General features: G+C 40.8%; 19 protein-coding genes. 10 read left to right on the top strand and 9 right to left on the bottom strand.

The genetic code is table 11. The annotated features are described in order from the left end of the window. Both E0409_RS17070 and E0409_RS10885 read right to left on the bottom strand, forming a co-directional pair. Positions 1 to 83 (bottom strand): DUF4372 domain-containing protein (locus tag E0409_RS17070; protein ID WP_502699825.1); only part of this gene is annotated, 83 nt, incomplete at its 3' end. 191 nt (positions 84 to 274) lie between these two features. After that, a complete protein-coding gene (locus E0409_RS10885; RefSeq protein WP_131290779.1) occupies positions 275 to 1,324 on the bottom strand; it encodes a molecular chaperone DnaJ in 1,050 nt (349 codons plus the stop codon). Between the two features lie 266 nt (positions 1,325 to 1,590). Here E0409_RS10885 and E0409_RS10890 point away from each other — a divergent pair, with 266 nt between their 5' ends. The 5 genes from E0409_RS10890 to E0409_RS10910 all read left to right on the top strand — a co-directional run bounded on the left by E0409_RS10890 (position 1,591) and on the right by E0409_RS10910 (position 5,790). Further along, on the top strand, positions 1,591 to 2,268 hold the full coding sequence (locus E0409_RS10890) for a DUF421 domain-containing protein (RefSeq protein ID WP_131290782.1): 678 nt from the start codon (positions 1,591 to 1,593) through the stop codon (positions 2,266 to 2,268). Between the two features lie 344 nt (positions 2,269 to 2,612). After that, on the top strand, positions 2,613 to 3,554 hold the full coding sequence (locus E0409_RS10895) for a transporter substrate-binding domain-containing protein (protein WP_131290784.1): 942 nt from the start codon (positions 2,613 to 2,615) through the stop codon (positions 3,552 to 3,554). A gap of 69 nt (positions 3,555 to 3,623) precedes the next feature. Next, entirely contained in the window at positions 3,624 to 4,367 is a 744-nt protein-coding gene (locus E0409_RS10900) for an amino acid ABC transporter permease (protein ID WP_131290787.1), read from the top strand. Then, the gene (locus E0409_RS10905; protein ID WP_131290890.1) at positions 4,367 to 5,050 is read left to right on the top strand and encodes an ABC transporter permease subunit; all 684 of its coding nucleotides are present in this window, start codon (positions 4,367 to 4,369) and stop codon (positions 5,048 to 5,050) included. Before E0409_RS10900 ends, E0409_RS10905 begins: the two co-directional genes overlap by 1 nt. A 14-nt stretch (positions 5,051 to 5,064) precedes the next feature. Further along, the gene (locus E0409_RS10910; protein WP_171458806.1) at positions 5,065 to 5,790 is read left to right on the top strand and encodes an amino acid ABC transporter ATP-binding protein; all 726 of its coding nucleotides are present in this window, start codon (positions 5,065 to 5,067) and stop codon (positions 5,788 to 5,790) included. A 57-nt stretch (positions 5,791 to 5,847) separates the two neighbouring features. On the opposite strand, the gene E0409_RS10915 is transcribed toward E0409_RS10910, so the two are convergent. Next, positions 5,848 to 6,585: a carbonic anhydrase gene (locus E0409_RS10915; RefSeq protein WP_131290793.1), complete on the bottom strand. Its 738-nt coding sequence runs from the start codon at positions 6,583 to 6,585 to the stop codon at positions 5,848 to 5,850. Between the two features lie 607 nt (positions 6,586 to 7,192). Here E0409_RS10915 and E0409_RS10920 point away from each other — a divergent pair. Next, the gene (locus E0409_RS10920; protein ID WP_131290796.1) at positions 7,193 to 8,380 is read left to right on the top strand and encodes an ammonium transporter; all 1,188 of its coding nucleotides are present in this window, start codon (positions 7,193 to 7,195) and stop codon (positions 8,378 to 8,380) included. A 137-nt stretch (positions 8,381 to 8,517) separates the two neighbouring features. Here E0409_RS10920 and E0409_RS10925 read toward each other — a convergent pair whose 3' ends face one another. Continuing rightward, the gene (locus tag E0409_RS10925; protein WP_131290799.1) at positions 8,518 to 9,204 is read right to left on the bottom strand and encodes an HAD family hydrolase; all 687 of its coding nucleotides are present in this window, start codon (positions 9,202 to 9,204) and stop codon (positions 8,518 to 8,520) included. A gap of 212 nt (positions 9,205 to 9,416) precedes the next feature. Between E0409_RS10925 and E0409_RS10930 the strand changes: the two genes are divergently transcribed. Continuing rightward, entirely contained in the window at positions 9,417 to 10,103 is a 687-nt protein-coding gene (locus E0409_RS10930; RefSeq protein ID WP_131290802.1) for a phosphatase PAP2 family protein, read from the top strand. Positions 10,104 to 10,110: 7 nt separating this feature from the next. Here E0409_RS10930 and E0409_RS10935 read toward each other — a convergent pair whose 3' ends face one another. The 5 genes from E0409_RS10935 to E0409_RS10955 all read right to left on the bottom strand — a co-directional run bounded on the left by E0409_RS10935 (position 10,111) and on the right by E0409_RS10955 (position 16,468). Next, positions 10,111 to 11,433, bottom strand: coding sequence for an ATP-binding protein (locus E0409_RS10935; RefSeq protein ID WP_131290805.1), 1,323 nt, complete (start codon positions 11,431 to 11,433; stop codon positions 10,111 to 10,113). Positions 11,434 to 11,451: 18 nt separating this feature from the next. Next, complete coding sequence (locus E0409_RS10940) at positions 11,452 to 12,123, bottom strand: response regulator transcription factor (RefSeq protein WP_131290808.1); 672 nt, start codon at positions 12,121 to 12,123, stop codon at positions 11,452 to 11,454. 9 nt (positions 12,124 to 12,132) lie between these two features. Continuing rightward, the gene (locus E0409_RS10945; protein WP_131290811.1) at positions 12,133 to 13,800 is read right to left on the bottom strand and encodes a phosphoethanolamine transferase; all 1,668 of its coding nucleotides are present in this window, start codon (positions 13,798 to 13,800) and stop codon (positions 12,133 to 12,135) included. 128 nt (positions 13,801 to 13,928) lie between these two features. After that, positions 13,929 to 15,077 (bottom strand): porin, encoded by a 1,149-nt coding sequence (locus tag E0409_RS10950; protein ID WP_131290815.1) that lies wholly within the window; start codon positions 15,075 to 15,077, stop codon positions 13,929 to 13,931. 146 nt (positions 15,078 to 15,223) lie between these two features. Then, complete coding sequence (locus E0409_RS10955; protein WP_131290817.1) at positions 15,224 to 16,468, bottom strand: MFS transporter; 1,245 nt, start codon at positions 16,466 to 16,468, stop codon at positions 15,224 to 15,226. A gap of 145 nt (positions 16,469 to 16,613) precedes the next feature. On the opposite strand from E0409_RS10955, the gene E0409_RS10960 reads away from it, so the two are divergent. From E0409_RS10960 to E0409_RS10970, 3 genes are all read left to right on the top strand, one after another. Beyond that, positions 16,614 to 17,240, top strand: a complete 627-nt coding sequence (locus E0409_RS10960; protein ID WP_131290820.1) for a 1-acyl-sn-glycerol-3-phosphate acyltransferase — start codon at positions 16,614 to 16,616, stop codon at positions 17,238 to 17,240. A 63-nt stretch (positions 17,241 to 17,303) separates the two neighbouring features. Next, positions 17,304 to 18,221, top strand: coding sequence for a patatin-like phospholipase family protein (locus tag E0409_RS10965; RefSeq protein WP_131290823.1), 918 nt, complete (start codon positions 17,304 to 17,306; stop codon positions 18,219 to 18,221). Between the two features lie 98 nt (positions 18,222 to 18,319). After that, entirely contained in the window at positions 18,320 to 18,793 is a 474-nt protein-coding gene (locus E0409_RS10970) for an NfeD family protein (RefSeq protein WP_131290826.1), read from the top strand. Positions 18,794 to 18,799: the final 6 nt, after the last annotated feature.

The raw sequence follows: 18,799 nt of genomic DNA on the forward strand, positions 1-18,799 counted from the left end.
TGATGTTGTTTAGCAAGCCGTTCAAAATCTTGTCGTAAGACTGGTTTAATTAACTGATGAAATACGGTATTCTGATGTGACAAAACCTGAATCCTGGTCGTTAAAGTGTTTGTTTGCACTCATATTTTAACTGTTCGGACTCAGGTTTTTTTATTTAAATCAAACTATGGGACAGCAGTGAGGGAACATCCATTTTTAAATTTATGATGGCATAAAATCACGTACTGCTCCCTTTCCCTATGGGATGAGAAGCATTACTTCACAAGGGGGGGAACTAAAGTGCCCCATTCTCCAATAACATCTCCAACCCTTTCACTCGACTCATATATTTAAGCCGTTCTTTTTCCCATTTTACCTGCTGCTTTAAAGATGAAGTATCTGCATCAATTTGCTTATATAAGTCAGAAATTTGAACCTTCCCTTTGGACTTTTTCACTGCAATTTTGGCATTCTCTGACCAAACCAGTGAATCAATAATGTCATTTATTCGATCATCAAGTTTTTGACTTTGTGCATCTAAAGCTAATTTATAAAACTTCACTTGCTCCGCGCTTAAACCCTTTTGTGAAGTACCTCTATTCTGCTCAATCTGGATTTGCAGTTTCAGCAAATAGAACAAATCCTGCTGTTCATAAGCGGCATTGGCATGCTGCAGCATTTCCGTTTTTTCAAGTTTCTTGCTTTCATCTTGCTCACGGTCAGGGTGAATACTCGACGCAATTTTCAAATACACAGTTTTTAAAGATTGCTCTGCCATTTTCTGAGCTTGCTCGCGTTTCTCTTGCTGTTTTTTGAGTTTGGCGTGTTCACGTTGCTGTTCATGCTTTGTATTGTCCCAATCATCGAAGCTATCAAATACTGTTTCGTCTTCACCTGATTCAACGCTTTCAGACACAAAACCTGTTTCAACGAAGGGCTTTTTCTTGATTTTCTTCGCATTTGTATGTTCTGTATGTTGCTGGTAAAAGCTATCAATTTCTTCGACTGTATTGGCTTGTTGCGCTGACAAGGCTTTTGAATCTTTTAAGTATGCTGCAAGGTTTTGGATTTTTTCATCAAGCTTCACGACTTCTGCTTTTGAAAATTCACCGCCATGTAAGTGTTTCCATAACTGTTCAAGCTGCTGAAACAATACAGTATGTAATTCGTTATAAACTGGCACAAGAGTTTTACGTGCATGTTGTTGAATGTCGGCTTGAGCTTTTTCCCAAGTTGCCAAGTCTATTTTCTGCTGTTCAATTTTTTCAATCAGGCGATTCAGCTTTTTTTGTTGTGGCGAAAGCTCTGCATCTGGCTGAACAGTGGTTTTTAAATCGAAAGACATAGCGAGGAAAAAAGCAAAAGAAAAACTATAGCAATATTCCTGACCCAATGACAGATAACAGCAAGCAATCTAAAGCGAGGCAAGAGTTAAAAGGACCCATTTAATTATGGGATGATTCATTTTTTATTGTGTCATACCGGTTATTTTAAATGAACTAAGTTACTCAAATACTGGCAGTTCTTTACCGAATTATAAACATACGCCCTGCTTTACTCGGGCATAGTATAAAAAGATGAATAAACGAATAATGGAAAGGAACGACATCCATGGATTGGGCAACTCTCTTTATTCATGACACCACTTGGACATTTGCCGCAGAAATCACCATACGCGTAATTCTCATGTTTAGCATGATCATGATCTTTCTGCGCTTAACCGGTAAACGGGGTATTCGGCAACTCTCCATTTTTGAGCTGGCGATTATTTTATCTCTCGGTTCCATTGCCGGTGACCCGATGTTCACCGAAGACCTGCCGCTGATTCAAGCCCTGCTGATCATGAGTATTGTGATCACACTTTACCGCCTGACCACCTGGCTGATGATGAAATACCAGCCTTTTGAAGACTTAATCGAAGGAAAGTCGCTCTATATTGTGGAAGACGGCATGCTGGTTCTGGACAAGATTAAACGCGGTAAAATGTCGCATGATGAATTCTTTGCGGAAATGCGTCAGCAAGGCATCGAACATTTAGGTCAGGTTCGTGCCGGCTTGCTGGAAACCGACGGTAACTTTAGTATTTTGTTGTTTAAGCCCGATGAAATTCGTTACGGTCTCCCCCTTTTCCCCAAACAGTATCAGCAAACCACTCAAGTAGAACCGAAAACCTACTATGCCTGCATGCATTGCGGTTATGTCGATTATATTTTCAAGCCAGATCAGAAATGTTCACGTTGCCAATCTTGTCGTTGGGCCAAAGCGCTTAATAGTCAGATGTTAAGATAAATTTCCAAGTGATCTGAATAGTTGTATCTTTTGTTTAAATTAAGCTACCTTAAATTTTAGTCACAAGTCTCAATTATAAACTTCCTCTGGCATGCTTCCTGCTGTAGTTAAAGTCAGTTGTTATACGGAGTTTTGACTAAAAACTGGTTATTTCCTCAATATTTATCATTAACAAAACGGTAAAAAATCTTGCTTGAGCCTTGAATAGAAACTCGATTAAGATGAAAGCCAAGATTAAAAATAAACGCAACAAAAAGTGTCATTTGTTATCTCAAGCTGATGAATGAATCATCGGTTTAAATCCAAAACAAATGATGATTAATAATAGAAATGGAGTTTTCAATATGTCACCTAAACGCACTATGACCTCTTTACTTTGTGCAAGCGCACTGATGCTTGGACTAAGCGCTTGTAGCGACAATAAAGCTCCTGCATCGGGCGAAAAAACCACTGGCGATGCAACTACCTCTGGCACGCTGGATAAGATTAAAAAATCCGGCACCATTGTGCTGGGCTATCGCGATTCTTCTATTCCGTTCTCTTATATTGCAGACAATCCAAATCAACCGGTCGGTTATGCCCATGACCTGCAATTAAAAGTGGTCGAGGCCGTTAAACAAAAACTGAATATGCCGGACTTAAAAATTCGCTATAACCTGGTCACCAGTCAAAATCGTATTCCGCTGGTTTCAAATGGCACGGTCGATTTAGAGTGTGGTTCAACCACAAATAACAAAGAACGTCAGCAACAAGTCGATTTCTCGGTGGGCTTCTTTGAAGTGGGTTCTCGCCTACTTACGGCTAAAGATTCAGGGGTGAAAGATTTCACTGATCTGAAAGGTAAAAAACTGGTCACTACAGCCGGAACAACCTCTGAACGTTATATTCGCCAGCATCAGCAGGAACTCGGGATTGGTGAAATTATTTCTGCCAAAGACCATGCAGAATCATTCTTGATGCTACAAAACGGACGTGCTGCAGCATTTATGATGGATGACATCTTGCTGGCAGGGGAAAAATCCAAAGCCGCTGATCCAAATAAGTGGGAAATTGTCGGGACAGCCCCAATTCACGAAATTTATGGCTGTATGCTGCGTAAAGGCGACACGGGCTTTAAACAAGTGGTCGATGATGCGATTAAAGCCACTTATAGTTCCGGTGAAATCAACAAAATGTACGAGAAATGGTTCCAGCAACCGATTCCACCAAAAAATATTAATCTAAACTTCAAAATGTCAGATCAGCTTAAAGCGTTAATTGCTACACCGCACGATCGCGATCAATAAACTTTAAAACAACATACTTTCAAGGTCAGGTAAACGTGGATTTTTACCTGATTCTTCGGTGGAGTCACTATGAATTATAGTTGGAATTGGAGTGTTTTGTGGCAATCCACAGGAGTCGGTGATAGTACCTATTTGCAATGGGTTTTAGTGGGTCTGGGCTGGTTGTTGGTGATTGCCCTGGTCGCGTGGAGCATTGCCATGGTTTTGGGCAGTATTCTGGGCATCATGCGGACTTTACCGAACAAAACTGCACGCGCGATTGGTACCGCTTATGTCACTATTTTCCGTAATGTACCGTTGCTGATTCAATTATTTATCTGGTTTTATGTGGTACCCAATTTTTTGCCCTCAGCCATCCGAGACTGGTGGATCAATGACCTAGGTGCCAATACTACAGCGCTGATCTCAGCCAGTGTCGGTTTGGGTTTATTTACCGCTGCACGGGTGTGTGAACAGGTGCGTACCGGGATTGAAGCCTTGCCGGTTGGACAGGTGAATGCCGGTTATGCCATGGGTTTTAGTACGGCCCAGCTCTATCGCTACGTTATTTTACCGCAGTCTTTTCGTACCATTTTGCCACCGCTCAGTTCAGAGCTGACCAACTGTGTAAAAAACACCTCGGTTGCTTCACTGGTGGGAGTGGCAGAAATTATTTCCCAGATGAAAACCATCAGTGAATACACGCAAAACACCATCGAGATTTACACCATTGTGACCGTGATTTTCATTGTGATTAACGTCTGTTTAATCTCGGCAATGACTCTGCTGGAAAGACGCTTACATGTGCCCGGTTTAATTGCAGGAGGTAAATGATGGAATGGCTCTCTGCATTTTTAAATGACTTGCAACTCTCGGGTCCTGCCTTATGGCATGGCTTTAGTATCACTTTAAAAGTGGTCTGTATTGCAACCGTGGGTGGTATTCTGATTGGCACCATTTTAGCTTTAATGCGTTTATCTTCCATTAAAGTGTTGAACTGGATTGCACAAGGCTATGTGAACCTGTTTCGCTCCATTCCCTTGCTATTGGTGTTGATGTGGTTCTACTTTGCGGTGCCTTTTATTTATACCGCAGTCACGGGAAATTACCTGACCATCGATACCGCCTTGGTATCCAGTATTGTGGCATTCATGCTATTTGAAGCTGCCTACTTTTCTGAAATTGTGCGTGCCGGCATTCAGTCGATTCCACGTGGACAATCGGCAGCAGCTTCGGCTTTAGGCATGAGTTATGGGCAATCGATGCGTCTCATTATCTTGCCGCAAGCCTTTCGTAAAATGACGCCCCTGCTCCTACAGCAAACCATTATTTTATTTCAGGATTCAACCATGGTGTATGCCATCGGTTTACTGGACTTTTTCAGAACCAACTATGTCCGTGGTGACCTAATGTCGCTGCTGACCCAGTACATTTTATTTGCAGGGCTGGTGTATTTTACCATTAGTCTTTTGGCCACGTATGCGGTTAAAAAATTACAAAGAAGGTTACGCGTATGAATGATAACAAAGTGATGATCGACATTCAGAACGTGAGTAAATGGTACGATAAATTTCAGGTACTCACAGATTGCAGCACACAAATTCGCCAAGGTGAAGTTGTGGTGGTCTGTGGTCCTTCTGGTTCGGGGAAATCCACCCTGATTAAAACCGTCAATGGGCTGGAAGCCTTCCAGCAAGGAAACATTGTGGTCGATGGGATTTCGATTAAAGACCCAAAAACCAATTTAAACCAGTTGCGCAGCCGTGTAGGTATGGTGTTTCAGCATTTTGAACTGTTTCCGCATTTAACCATTACCGAGAACTTGACCATTGCACAGATTAAAGTTTTGGGACGTTCTGAAGCCGAAGCCAAGAAAAAAGGCTTGGCGTATTTAGAGCGAGTTGGACTGAGTGCTCAGGCAGATAAATTCCCTGCACAACTTTCCGGCGGACAGCAGCAACGTGTTGCCATTGCCCGTGCCTTGAGTATGGATCCAATTGCCATGCTGTTTGATGAACCAACCTCCGCACTTGATCCTGAAATGATTACCGAAGTTTTAGATGTGATGGTGGGACTGGCCAAAGAAGGTATGACCATGATGTGTGTCACGCATGAAATGGGCTTTGCGCGTCAGGTGGCGAACCGTGTGATCTTTATGGATCAGGGCAAAATTGTAGAAGATTGTACTAAAGATGAATTCTTTAATACGAAGCGTGGCGAACGCGCTCAGCAGTTCCTGGATAAAATTTTGCATTAAAGCTGAAAGTATTTAAAAAGCAGATCATAAGATCTGCTTTTTTTTATGGGGAAAAAATTATTCAAGCACCAAGCGTGCATTGGTCGGTTGTACCGGCCGGTTATTCGGATGTTCCAGCAAACTTGAAAATGCCTGAATTTGTTGTTTCGAAGCTTGTTGAATATCTTTAAGTACAATCCAGCGTACACCTTCAGAACACGGTGGCGTGGTGAGCGAACCATTAAAACGATAATAATCTAATTTTTCAGGTAAGAAGGCAGCAGCTAAATCTTGATGTTTCAACTGTACGGCATTGCCTGCTTTTTTCGGCAATTCTTTCCAGAGTTTTTTCAGTTTTTTATTTTCCTGACCTTCGTCAAACATCACAGCAATAACGGCTAACTCGCCTTGTTCAGTGGCATGCACCAAATGCATTTCCATGGCAAAGCTTTTGCCCTTAATGGTATTTTCGCTTGGACTATGTAAATGAAATTGTTTGAGATGAAAGCGTTTATGATCTAATTCTAGGGTATTGCCCTCGGCAAAATTAATTTGCACGGTCCGATGATTATTAATAATCGTATCCGCTTTTGAACTGTAATTTAATTTTAAAGCCGGTAGTTTTGCCGATATGGTTTGATCAATATTAATCGGTGCTTGATTGACTCCTTCGCAGGCTTGATATTCAGGTTTAATCTTGCCCCATTGTGCCGGTGCAGTCTGTTTTGCATAACCCCAATCAAACTGTGTACCTTCTGCTGCAAATGAATAATTAAACCCAACCAATGCCATTAACGCAAGCATACTCCGCTTCATTATTAAATCCTAAAATATAATATAAAATGAAGACTTATCTTCTAGAGTTAACACTTTGAACGCAAAACCAAAACTACCATTTCGTTATAGGTTTTGTATCCCATATTGATTAATTATTCATCTTGTTTGCTTTAAAGAAATTCAGTTGCTCCTACTTTATTTTTATTTTGCTCATCTTTCATTTAGATTTCGCAGATTTCAAATAAGAGTAATTTTTTCAAAGAGCACCATAATTGCTAATAAAAGCAGCTAAAATTGCTTCATCAAAATGCATTGCTTACTTTATCTTTAAATTATTTTTAATATTTTAGATCAATAACATTGCCACTATTCAGTGCTCGGAGAAAAAGCCGAAAAAATAGACAAAACCACAAGTCCTAAATTTAATTTACTAATCATATATTTATATATACTTTAATTTAAATCTCTTGCCTTAAATTGGTGCATGAAATGCATCTAAAAATCATGCTTTGCTTTATATCGAGTCTTGAGCATTTTTTTGCATGAATTATCAATATTTCCCTTTTTCAAAGCTCTTCCTCAAATCCTAAGCCTCGATATACTGATCTTCTTTTTGTGAAAAACAGCACTAAAATGGGGCTAAAATATGCAAAATATAGATTTACTCTTTCTCCTTCTTGGTGCAGTTTTAGTTTTAGCCATGCATGCAGGTTTTGCATTTTTGGAGCTGGGCACAGTACGACATAAAAACCAGGTCAATGCACTGAGCAAAATTCTGACTGATTTTTCCATTTCAGCCATCGCCTACTTTTTTGTGGGCTATTACATTGCTTATGGACAACATTTTTTCCATATTGGCGCAACCTTAGCTGCGGATCATGGCTATAACCTGATGCGCTGTTTCTTCCTGCTGACTTTTGCTGCGGCCATTCCTGCCATTATTTCTGGCGGTATTGCCGAACGTGCCAAAATGCGTTCACAAGCGATTGCCACCTTATTATTGGTCGCCTTAATCTATCCTTTTTTTGAAGGCATTGCCTGGAATGGCAATTTGGGATTGCAAAAATGGTTAGCAAGTACATTTGGTGCAAGTTTCCATGACTTTGCCGGTTCTGTGGTGGTGCATGCCATGGGCGGATGGATGGCTTTAGTGGCGGTGCTTTTACTTGGTGCGCGTTATGGCCGTTATAAAAAAGATGGCCGAGTAAGTGCACATCCACCCTCTTCCATTCCTTTTCTGGCTTTGGGTTCATGGATCTTAATCGTGGGCTGGTTTGGTTTTAATGTGATGAGCGCGCAACGTTTAGACGCTATTTCAGGTCTGGTTGCGATTAACTCACTCATGGCGATGGTCGGTGGAACCATTGCTGCCAACTTCATGGGCAAAAATGACCCCGGCTTTTTACACAATGGTCCTTTGGCAGGTTTGGTGGCGATTTGTGCAGGTTCTGATGTGGTGCATCCGGTTGGAGCGCTTATAATTGGAGCAGTTGCAGGCGTGATCTTCGTGAAACTCTTTACCTATACCCAAAATAAACTTAAAGTCGATGACGTCTTGGGCGTTTGGCCATTGCATGGCGTATGTGGAACATTTGGTGGCTTGGCCGTGGGTGTTTTCGGACAACAATGGTTAGGTGGCCTGGGCAATGTTTCCATGATTTCGCAAATCATTGGTACACTCCTCGCAATCTCGATTGCACTTACTGGCGGCTTTCTGGTTTACGGTGCACTCAAAATCACCATGGGCATCCGCTTATCCCAAGAAGATGAATTTCGTGGTGCGGATTTGTCTATTCATAAAATTTCTGCTAATTCAGAAGACACCATGTTTTAAAGCTTAAATTTTAAACCTGATTCTTAAACCTGATCTTTAAACTTAATTACGATTTTCAGCGCGACTCGAAAGAGTCGCTTTTTTTATCTATATAGATGTCACTTCTATTTCTAAGAATAGATAAGTAATAATCAACCTTATAAATATTGCTTAATTTCAGCTAAATTTTGAATCGTATTCATCGGCTGATGATCTTCAACCTCATGAAAACCTTGCAGCCACAGAGCATTCATACCCGCTTGGGTTGCGCCTTGTATATCATTCACTGGATGATCACCAATAAAAAGACAATGTTGCGACTCAACAGCCAATTGACGGCTGGTATGAAGAAAAATTTCAGGATTCGGTTTACTCATCCCGACCAATTCAGAACTGACAATTTCGTCAAAATAATGGCTAAAACCCAAGCCTTGCAAAATGGTTAAACGCGTGGCATGTCCACCATTGGAAACTACTGCCAGTTTATAACCCTGCTGTTTTAGATCGGACAACAGATGATTCGCACCTGGCATGGCAACAGCAGACAATCCAAATTGCTGAAACCAGAATTGTGATAACTCTTCCAAGTCAGGTAAGTTTTTCCACGTCAGTTCTTGCTGTAAAGCATAAGCTACGGAAGCCGCAATACTCGGATGGGTTAACAGCTCTTTTTTAGGGTAGCCACCATTATCAATACGGCGGATAATCAACTGAATCTGGCTTATTTCAGCATGCAGTAAGTGATACTGATATGTACGAGCCAGATGTTGGCTATATGCCAAAATACTTTGATCACGATGGGTTAAGGTATTATCCAGATCAAATAAAACCGCACGAATCGTCATATTAATACCTCACAGATCTTGTGGGCTAATGTAGCATTGAAGACCTGAATGATTATGCTGTTTCTTGCATATGCTTATCACGATACAGCACAAAATTATTTTGCACCCTCACTCAATTTTCTAGGGATTTAGCCCCCTATTCAGCCATAGCTTAAGTCTAAATTAAGTTTTGCTTGGTGTAATCGCTGAAATAAAATCAATCGATCTTTTTTATGCACGACAAGCAACGCTTCCTCCTCTACCAAGGCTGCTTCTTGGTCATCAGTTTTTGCATGCTCTGGATATTCTTTCCTATCGGTGGATCACTGGATCTTGCCCTGATTCATCCGTGGGTGAGTGAATCGGGGAAATTTTTATTGCGTGATAACTGGTATCTAGCCGAGCTGAATCACCGTTATGTGAAAGATCTGATCATTTTGGTCTATATCAGTTTTTTTATTATCTGGCTGGCTTCGTTTAAAGTTGAAAAATTAAAACCGTTACGCTGGACCTATGGCTATTTCTTTTGCATGGTCATTCTCTCGACCTCGATCATTGGATTGTTAAAATCTCAATCTGCCCACGCCTGCCCCTGGAATATCACGATTCCCACCTCTCAAGGCTTCTTTTGGGATTTTTCCGCCAGCAAAGGACATTGTTTCCCGGGTGGTCATGCCTCAACCGGCTTTGCGCTCATGGCAGGCTATGCTGTGTTTCGCCAATCTGATAAAAAGCGCGCCTACTTTTTTCTAATCTCGGGCTGTATTTTAGGGTTTGCCATGGGTTGGGCACAGATGATGCGTGGAGCGCATTTTCTCAGTCATAACCTGTGGACAGCATGGATTATCTGGCTGGTCAATGTGGTTTTTTATTTATTTAACTACAAGCGTTTTCCTATTACTCCATCTTCTCCAGAATGATGGAGTTTTAAATTTGCTTAACCAATGGCAATTGCACATTCACCTGTAAACCGCCCAGACTTTCACTCCTTGAAAAAGAGATGCTGCCACCCAATCGTTCCGTGGCTTTATCAACAATAGAAAGTCCCAAACCGCTGCCTATTTCTAAATGATGATGAATACGATAAAAACGTTTCAAAATCTGCTGGTGTAACTCGGGGGCAATCCCCGGTCCACTATCTTCAACTTGAACCATGGCAAAACCATTTTGTTCAAATACAGAAACATTAATCACCCCCTGATTCGGTGTGTATTTAATCGCGTTATCAATCAGATTAAAAATAATGGAATGAACGGCTGATTCTTGGCTATTCAGCAGTACATCTTCTTGTCGCTCCATGCCCAAATCAATTTCTTTTTGCATAGCTAAATGAATCAACTGTTCAACGCAATTGGCTGCCACCTGATTGAGTAAAAACTGCTGTTTAGTTTCCACATTCAAAATTGAAGCATCTTGTTTAGCCAGATTGAGTAACTGGCTGACCAGATGTTGAATCCGGATTAATCCCTTACTCAAATTCTGTAAATTGTGATCTTCTGGAAATTGTTTTAACAGAATTTGCATTTGTAAATTTAATGCAGTGATGGGCGTGCGTAATTCATGTGCGGCATCGGCAATAAATTGTCGCTGTTCCTGTTGCGAATGTGAAATACGCTCAAACAAATGATTCATTTCAGTAATGGTTGGAACAATTTCTACAGGATAATCACTGAGTTGGATGGCACTTAATTCATCTGAATCGCGTTGCGCCAATTCAGCTTTAAAATCATCCAGTGGCTGTAAACTGCGGCTAATAATCCAGCTTAACCCCCAAATCACAACAGGCATAAACAGCAGATAAGGAATAAACATACTACCAGCAAGCTCTAATGCCAAACGCTGCCGAGTCGATTGCTGCTGGCTAACCTGAACCTGATAATGCTCTAAAGGTAAAACATAAGTATGCCAAATGTCCTGTGCGGTTTTGTGGGTATAAAATCCTGCTTTATGAACAGGATGGATCAACAAATCTAAATCATGCGTTTTATGATCTTGATTGGCATAAGCCCAGACATCAACAAATAAATCTTGTTCATGATAATGCTTGGATGGATCAAACTGGCTTTTAACCGGTTCAGGATCATGCATAGCGACGCGTTCTGCCAAATTTTGCATCTGCGCATCTAAAACTTCATTAATTTCTTCCAGTGCAATCCGATAAGCAGAAAAAATCAGCAAGCAGCCCAAGGCAATACTAAAAACAGAAATATAAATGATCAGGCGTTTTTTTAATGAATACTGTGATTGCACCAGTTGCTGACCTTATAGTTATCCGAGTCGATAGCCTAACCCGCGAATGGTGCGAATGAAATCTTTACCCAGTTTGGCACGTAAATGATGCACATAGACCTCAATGGTATTACTGCTCACTTCGCTATCCAGATCATACAATTTATCTTCTAAATTGGCTTTAGAAAAAATCTTGTTCGGATGACTGACTAAAGGAATCAAAATAGCCCATTCACGATTAGAAATGTCGATATATTGTCCCTTAAACTTGGCAATATGCTGCTCCACATCCAGAACCAAATCGCCATAACGAAGGATTTCTGGGCTGTCTTGAAGGGCTAATTCTGCACCGCTACGGCGTAACAAAGCATGAATGCGCGCCACCAATTCATCAAACTCATAGGGCTTGATCAAATAGTCATCGGCCCCACTGTTCAAGCCATCGACACGGTTTTGTAATTGATCACGTGCGGAAATAATCAGAACAGGTAAATTTGACCATTGCTGACGAATTTGTTTCAACACCTGCATGCCATCCATCATCGGTAAACCAAGGTCGAGCAAGACAATATCAAATTTTTCTTGGGTCAGTTTTTTTAAACCATCAATCCCATTATTGACCCACTCCACATCAAATTGCTGATATTTCAACAAAGTCATGCTTGATTCAGCAATCATAAAATCATCTTCAATCATTAATATTTTAGTCATGCTTTAAACTCACGCTTTCTTTTTTGATTCACACTGCTGCAACATATTTTTTTGTTCATCAATAACTTGGGTTTTAACATCTAGCAGACTTAATAGACTTGGGAACAAGTTATCTTGGCTTAATTCTTTGCTTTTTTGCTTTGCTAAGCAAGTGATTTGTGCAGAATTGTGTTGAGTCCATTCCGGTGAAAACCACATCAACATTGGAATATGAGTTTGTTGGCTTGGCGCAATCGCATACGGTGAACCATGTAAATATAAACCATGTTCCCCTGTCGATTCACCATGATCGGATAAATACCAGAATCCAGTTTGATAGCTGGTATTGCCTTTTAATACCTGAATAAGCGAGCTTAAAACATGGTCGGTATATACAATCGAATTATCATAACTATTCAATAATTCTGTGCTGCTACAGCCTTGAATCGCATTGCTATCACAGCTGGGTTTAAACGGTTGGAATGCAGTAGTTGCACGCTGATAATAAGCCGGTCCATGACTGCCCATTTGATGGAGCACAATTAAACGCGGGGTTTTGTCATTTTCAGGAATAGCCGCAAGATAGGTTTTTAAACTATCCACCAAAATTTCATCGTAACAATCACCATCTTTCGCACACCATTTATCTTTTAACTGTTGTGGAATTTGATACTGCTCCACCCGGTTACAGGTGCCTTTACAGCCAGAATTATTGTCAATCCAGGTCACTTTATAACCTGCTCGCTGTGCAATATCGAGCATTCCCTCACGGTGACTGGCCAACTGTTCATCATAATCTGAACGTGGCATTCCAGAGAACATACACGGTACTGAAACGGCTGTTGCCGTACCACATGAACTCACCTGATTAAAATTAATAATATCCAGTTTAGAGAGTTCAGGATTGGTATTTTTGGCATAGCCATTTAAAGAAAAACTTTCTGCCCGAGCTGTTTCACCCACCACCAATACCATCAATTTTGGTTTATTTTGCTTAGCCGCGGGCTGAAGCAAATGGGCATCTTCACCATAAGTGACTAAAGGCAAATTCTGTGCGGGTTTAGATTTATGATAATAAGAGAGTGTCGATGCGATGGTATTTTGTGGAGAAATCATGCCTTTTAAATAACGATGTTCACGAAAGATCGCGGCATAATCCACATAAAAGAGAAATAACAATCCCCCCACCAATAACAATGAAATGCTGCTATTAATGAATTTTTTAGTGACTTTCGATAAGAAAAATTCAGGCTTGATACGAACCAAAGCAACCAAAATGAGCGGGCAAATCACAAAGGCCAATGTCCATAAAACAAAGCGTAAAGACAATAAGCCCCGGACTTCACGCGTATCAGTTTGCATCATATTCTGAACTTGTTCAGGTGAAATCACCACTCCCAGACTATTCACAAAATATGCAGTAAAACCGCCAATGAAAATTAATACATAGGCAAAAATTTTTGCATTCCATTTCCATTGGATCAGTTGAAAAATGAAGTTATAAGCTGCAACAATCACCAATACAGTGGCGATTAAAAACAAGTAGACTTTAGGACCTTGATACGGGGTCAAGCTTTGTATTTTTTGAAAAAAAGCAAAGTTTAGAACCACTCCCAACCAAATCGCCAGCAATAAATTAAACTGGCTTAATGAAATCGGCTTTATCTTATTGCGTATTAGACTGATTATATTTGACATGCTTACTGACTAATCTTTTTACTGATATCTTAATCTAAAATACAAAACTTAAAACTCACTTAATAAAAGAAAATAATAAAAAAGGCGATGTAACCATCGCCTTTTGATTAACTAAAAGTAACCGTTGATTAGAACTTATATTCCAAACCTGTACCTACAACGGGTTGTTTGGTTTCATTAGAACCTTGTTCAAGGGTCAAATAACCTGCATAACCATAAGCTTTCACTTGTTTGTTAAATGCATAGTCTGCACCAACAAAAATTTGCTTCGCTTCTAAATCTGCTGTTGCATTTTTAAAACTGGTTGTATTTTGGCTATATTGTGCTTTTACAGTCCAGGCTTTCGCAGTAGGAAGATTATATTCAGCACCCAACAACCAGCCTTGAGCATCATCAATATTTCTAATTGCTGCTAGCCAATTTGCCTGAGCCACTAAATCAGTAGGAGAAATATCAGCATTTTTCGTTTCTTCTACTTCAGAAGTTTGATATAGCGCTTTAAGCGCTAAACCACCATCAAGGTTCACACGACCAATTGCACGAATGGTATTTGCAGCGGCAAGTAAACTACCCCCTGCAACTTCTGGTGCAGTAGCATTAACAAAGCCACGACCTAAGAAGTTGCTTGTAATCGCTTTGTCATAAGCAATACCTGCTACAATCACTGGGCTGTCATAAACAACAGATGCAGACCATGCATCACCTAAGCCACGACCTGCAGTCTTAGATGAGCCATTACCTTTCGCAATACCTGAATCTTCACCAGAAGCCAATAAAGCGTTCACTTTAATTGTACCTGTAGGCAAGGCAATTGCTGGAGATTCATAAATGACTGCATTAGAAATACGATTTTCACCGGTCATAATGCCAGTAACATCGGCTTTATTGGCTACGTAGTTGTTAAAGGTATCAACTGAGCTTGAAAGTTGTTTCAATGGAGTATCATGTGCACCCACTTTTAAAATACCGAGCTGGGCATCTTTTAAACCAACAAAACGGTTACGTACACCTAAATCGGTAGAATCACCATCTGCGCTAATACTCCATTCAATCGCATACACGGCGCTTAAGCGATCAGTCAGCTTCTCATCACCTTTTAAACCAATGAATGAGCTGTTTGAACTTACTTCAACGACATCTTTATCAGAAAAACCTGATCTATTGTCTTCAGGTAAATAATCGATAGAAGCATCGATTTCCCCATAGAAGGTTGGTGCTGCAAATGTAGAGCCTGCAAGTAGAGTTAAAGCAATTGATGCTGCAATTTTGGTTTTCATTTTTAAATACCCCTAAGTTATTTTGTAACAGATGTTACTGTTTAGAAATATTTAAAAAAATGATTTAGATTTTATTTAGTTATCTTTTTTATTCCTTAGATTTTAAATAGATATTCAATTGAATTAAAAAAGCTTTTATTGCATTATTACTGGTTGGCTTTCCATTTAAGAACAGGCAATAAACAGACCACTGCAAGCAAGGTGATGAAGGCTAAATAATCTGCATAACCTAAAAGATCTCCCAATATTCCACTTAGGCTATATAGCCCGCCACTGACCGTCGCCATCAGCGCCACCTGAAAAGTAAAATCTGTCCCTGCCAAATGTTTGCGACTGTATTGCATTACCAATGTCAGCATCACCACCAATAACATGGCTGAAATCATATCTTCAGCGGCATTAATCAAATAAATAACCCACGGCGTGACTAGCTGATGTGCCTCATATTGAAATGCTAACCATGTGTATGCACCTAAGCTGAAAATTTTCAATACAGAAAAACTCAATAGCGCATTGGCACGAGAAATGTACTTCAGACTCAGTCCAGCAAATCCTGCCCCCATAAGTGCAGCCAATGCTCCCAGCATGGTCACATAAATGCCAATTTGGGAAAATGTCAGTCCCATATCCACCATTAACGGTTTCAGTAAAGGACCTGCTAAACCATCTGCAATTTTAAAAATGATCAGCACGCCTAACCATAAAGCCAGACTGCTGGTTTGATAAAAATAAGCCAGATAACTTTTTACTTTGCTCCAGCTAAATGATTCTTTATCAGTAGCTTGCTGAATATGCTGGAATCGCGCAGGTTCTTTAAAAAACAGAATTGGTAATGTATTTAGAAGAACCAGCCCTGCCAAAACTAAAAAAGTGATTTGCCAATCTAGCCAGTCCAGTGCCCATAAAATCGCGCCACCACCGACAATAAACCCCAGCCGTGAACCGATTACCTGAAAAGTATTGCCCCAATGCTGCTGTTCATTTTTCAGAATATTGACTGCTAAGCCATCGGTGGCAATATCTTGGGTCGCACCGACCAGATTCATGCTCAGTAAAGCCACAAAAAAAGCCAGTAAATATTCGGGCTGATTTAAGGCCTGAATCGGCAGGAATGATAAACCAATGAGTACGACCACACTGAGTAACTGAGTCGGAATAATCCAGCTCCGGTAATGTCCAAACGCTGAATAGCCAAAACGATCGACCCACGGCGCCCAAAAAACCTTAATCGACCATGGCAACATCAATAATCCAAAGCCACCAATCTGTGCCAGTGACACCCCTTGGGCACGTAAAATCACCGGTAAAGCATGGGTCATAAAACCAACAGGTAAACCTTGTGCCCAATATAAAGAGAACAACAAGATATAGATGTTACGTGTACTCGGCATAGTGTGCCCTTATGATCAAAACCGGATTGATTATTTTTATCAAGCAAGCTGAATTGGAGTTTACATTTTGCCAATGAATCTTATTTAACAAAAGCTTAACATCATTAAAATGCAATAAACTTTTGTCAGGGAGGCCGATAAGACTATGTCAGCACATTTCCCAACATTGCCCGATCAAGTGCCTGCTCGTAGTAGCAGCTTGAGCCGAAATATTTTCAAAAAATTATTTCTTGCCCAAGGCTGGAGTTTTGAAGGTGACTTTCCCAACCTGCCTAAAGCCGTCGCTATTATTTCCCCCCATACATCCAATATAGATGCCTGGCATGGTTTTACAGCCCTGATCGGACTGGGCATTAAAATTACCATTTTTGGCAAACATACGTTATTCAACACCCCGCTGAAACCCTTACTGGAATGGATTGGCGTGATTCCGGTCAATCGCAGTATTCAACAAGGTACCACTCAGCAAATTATCAACTTCATTGATACTCAAGAGCAGATCTGGGTAGGTATGGCGCCTGAAGGAACGCGTAAACAGGCAGAATCGTTTAGAAGCGGTTTTTATCGTATTGCAGTGGGTGCCAAGCTCCCGATTGTGATGTTTTCTTTTGATTACGACCATAAAACCCTTTATTGCCTCGGCGTATTTCAACCGACTGGCAATTATGAACAAGATTTAGAACAGATACTGAACCGGTACGTGGGAAAATTTTCTCCGAAAAATCCACAGTGGTTGGCCAAACCGTTACAAAATCGTATAAAAAATAGCTAGCCAAATTAAGCATTATCTGCTGTCATGTGCACACTTTTGTCTATTTAACGTCCAACTTCAACTATGAATCTTGTGCAATACTCTTTCATTGGTCTGCTTGCGTTTAGTCTGGTTGGCTGTGATAAAACCACCAAAACCTCCCCACAAACAACAACCATAAAAGCACGTGAACCAGTAGTTGCGATTGCTCTAGGGGGTGGTGGAGCCAAAGGTTTTGCCCATATCGGGGTATTGAAAGTTTTAGAATCACATGGCATTAAACCGAAAATTGTCACAGGCACCAGTGCCGGGAGCTTTGTTGGCAGTATTTATGCCAGTGGTAAAACCCCTTACCAACTTCAGCAAATTGCACTGACCCTTAAAGAATCTGACATTCGTGATTTAACCTTAAACAGTCAAGGCGTGGTGCAAGGTCAAAAATTGCAGAACTATGTCAACAAGCACATTGCCAACAAACCGATTGAACAATTTCCGATTCGTTTCGCTGCTGTTGCAACACGCCTCGACACCGGTCGTAAAGCTGAGTTTATTAAAGGCAATGCAGGTCAGGCGGTTCGTGCCTCATGCAGTATTCCGAATGTCTTTGTACCTGCAACGATTGGTGGGAAACAATATGTCGATGGCGGTTTAGTCAGTCCGATTCCAGTGAAAACAGCCAAGGATATGGGCGCAGATATTGTTATTGCAGTGGATATTTCTGCACGCCCAGTCGGCGGTAAACCCCTGAACATGTGGGGCTTGCTCGATCAAACCATTAATATTATGGGACAGCAAAGTATTAATGAAGAACTCAGTCAAGCCACTGTAGTAATTCAGCCTAAAGTGGGACATTTAGGCACGCTGGATTTAAAAGCCAGTAATCAGTCGATTCTGGAAGGTGAAAAAGCCACCCAACTGAAAATCATCGCGATTGACAAAGCCATTACCGATTTTAAAAAGTCTCCAGCCGCGTTCAAAGCTGCACCAAAAGCCAAAATTTAAAAAAGATGCTTTTTTAATATTCAAAGACTTACTCATCTGCTAAATTGATATAGACACTTGGTGATCTATATCAATTTTAACAATACACGAGTAGATGTATGGAATTTGCTTTCGAACCTTGGCATTGGTTTGTATTGGGTATTTTGCTCATTCTTTCTGAATTGGTAATCCCCGCTTTTGCTGCACTATGGTTTGGTCTCGCAGCCATCATGGTGGGGGTTTTACTGTGGATGTTCCCGATGATGGGCTTCACCACTCAAATCGTCACCTGGATTATTTTATCCATACTGTGCACATTACTTTGGTTTAAATTTATTAAACCGCTTTCAATCGATAAAACTAAAGCCGGTTTATCTCGTGAGGCGACTATTGGTCAGGTCGGTATGGTCATTCAAACCCATATGCAACATGACCTGATTACAGTCCGTTTCCCCATGCCGGTTTTGGGCTCTGATGAATGGAACTGCCGTACCTTAGCACCAGTTCAGGTGGGCGATCGGGTTCGCGTGGTCGATATTCTAGGCAATGATCTCGTGGTCAAGCCACACCATTCACATCATGAAAATATATAAAGTGAG

Origin of the sequence: Acinetobacter sp. ANC 4862 (genome assembly GCF_004336635.1) — a bacterium.
Classification (GTDB): domain Bacteria; phylum Pseudomonadota; class Gammaproteobacteria; order Pseudomonadales; family Moraxellaceae; genus Acinetobacter.

Bases quoted from the DNA above. Each gene is read 5' to 3' on its own strand.
- E0409_RS10885 (WP_131290779.1), bottom strand. From the start codon at position 1,324: ATGTCTTTCGATTTAAAAACCACTGTTCAGCCAGATGCAGAGCTTTCG.
- E0409_RS10890 (WP_131290782.1), top strand. From the start codon at position 1,591: ATGGATTGGGCAACTCTCTTTATTCATGACACCACTTGGACATTTGCC.
- E0409_RS10895 (WP_131290784.1), top strand. From the start codon at position 2,613: ATGTCACCTAAACGCACTATGACCTCTTTACTTTGTGCAAGCGCACTG.
- E0409_RS10900 (WP_131290787.1), top strand. From the start codon at position 3,624: ATGAATTATAGTTGGAATTGGAGTGTTTTGTGGCAATCCACAGGAGTC.
- E0409_RS10905 (WP_131290890.1), top strand. From the start codon at position 4,367: ATGGAATGGCTCTCTGCATTTTTAAATGACTTGCAACTCTCGGGTCCT.
- E0409_RS10910 (WP_171458806.1), top strand. From the start codon at position 5,065: ATGATCGACATTCAGAACGTGAGTAAATGGTACGATAAATTTCAGGTA.
- E0409_RS10915 (WP_131290793.1), bottom strand. From the start codon at position 6,585: ATGAAGCGGAGTATGCTTGCGTTAATGGCATTGGTTGGGTTTAATTAT.
- E0409_RS10920 (WP_131290796.1), top strand. From the start codon at position 7,193: ATGCAAAATATAGATTTACTCTTTCTCCTTCTTGGTGCAGTTTTAGTT.
- E0409_RS10925 (WP_131290799.1), bottom strand. From the start codon at position 9,204: ATGACGATTCGTGCGGTTTTATTTGATCTGGATAATACCTTAACCCAT.
- E0409_RS10930 (WP_131290802.1), top strand. From the start codon at position 9,417: ATGCACGACAAGCAACGCTTCCTCCTCTACCAAGGCTGCTTCTTGGTC.
- E0409_RS10940 (WP_131290808.1), bottom strand. From the start codon at position 12,123: ATGACTAAAATATTAATGATTGAAGATGATTTTATGATTGCTGAATCA.
- E0409_RS10945 (WP_131290811.1), bottom strand. From the start codon at position 13,800: ATGTCAAATATAATCAGTCTAATACGCAATAAGATAAAGCCGATTTCA.
- E0409_RS10950 (WP_131290815.1), bottom strand. From the start codon at position 15,077: ATGAAAACCAAAATTGCAGCATCAATTGCTTTAACTCTACTTGCAGGC.
- E0409_RS10955 (WP_131290817.1), bottom strand. From the start codon at position 16,468: ATGCCGAGTACACGTAACATCTATATCTTGTTGTTCTCTTTATATTGG.
- E0409_RS10960 (WP_131290820.1), top strand. From the start codon at position 16,614: ATGTCAGCACATTTCCCAACATTGCCCGATCAAGTGCCTGCTCGTAGT.
- E0409_RS10965 (WP_131290823.1), top strand. From the start codon at position 17,304: ATGAATCTTGTGCAATACTCTTTCATTGGTCTGCTTGCGTTTAGTCTG.
- E0409_RS10970 (WP_131290826.1), top strand. From the start codon at position 18,320: ATGGAATTTGCTTTCGAACCTTGGCATTGGTTTGTATTGGGTATTTTG.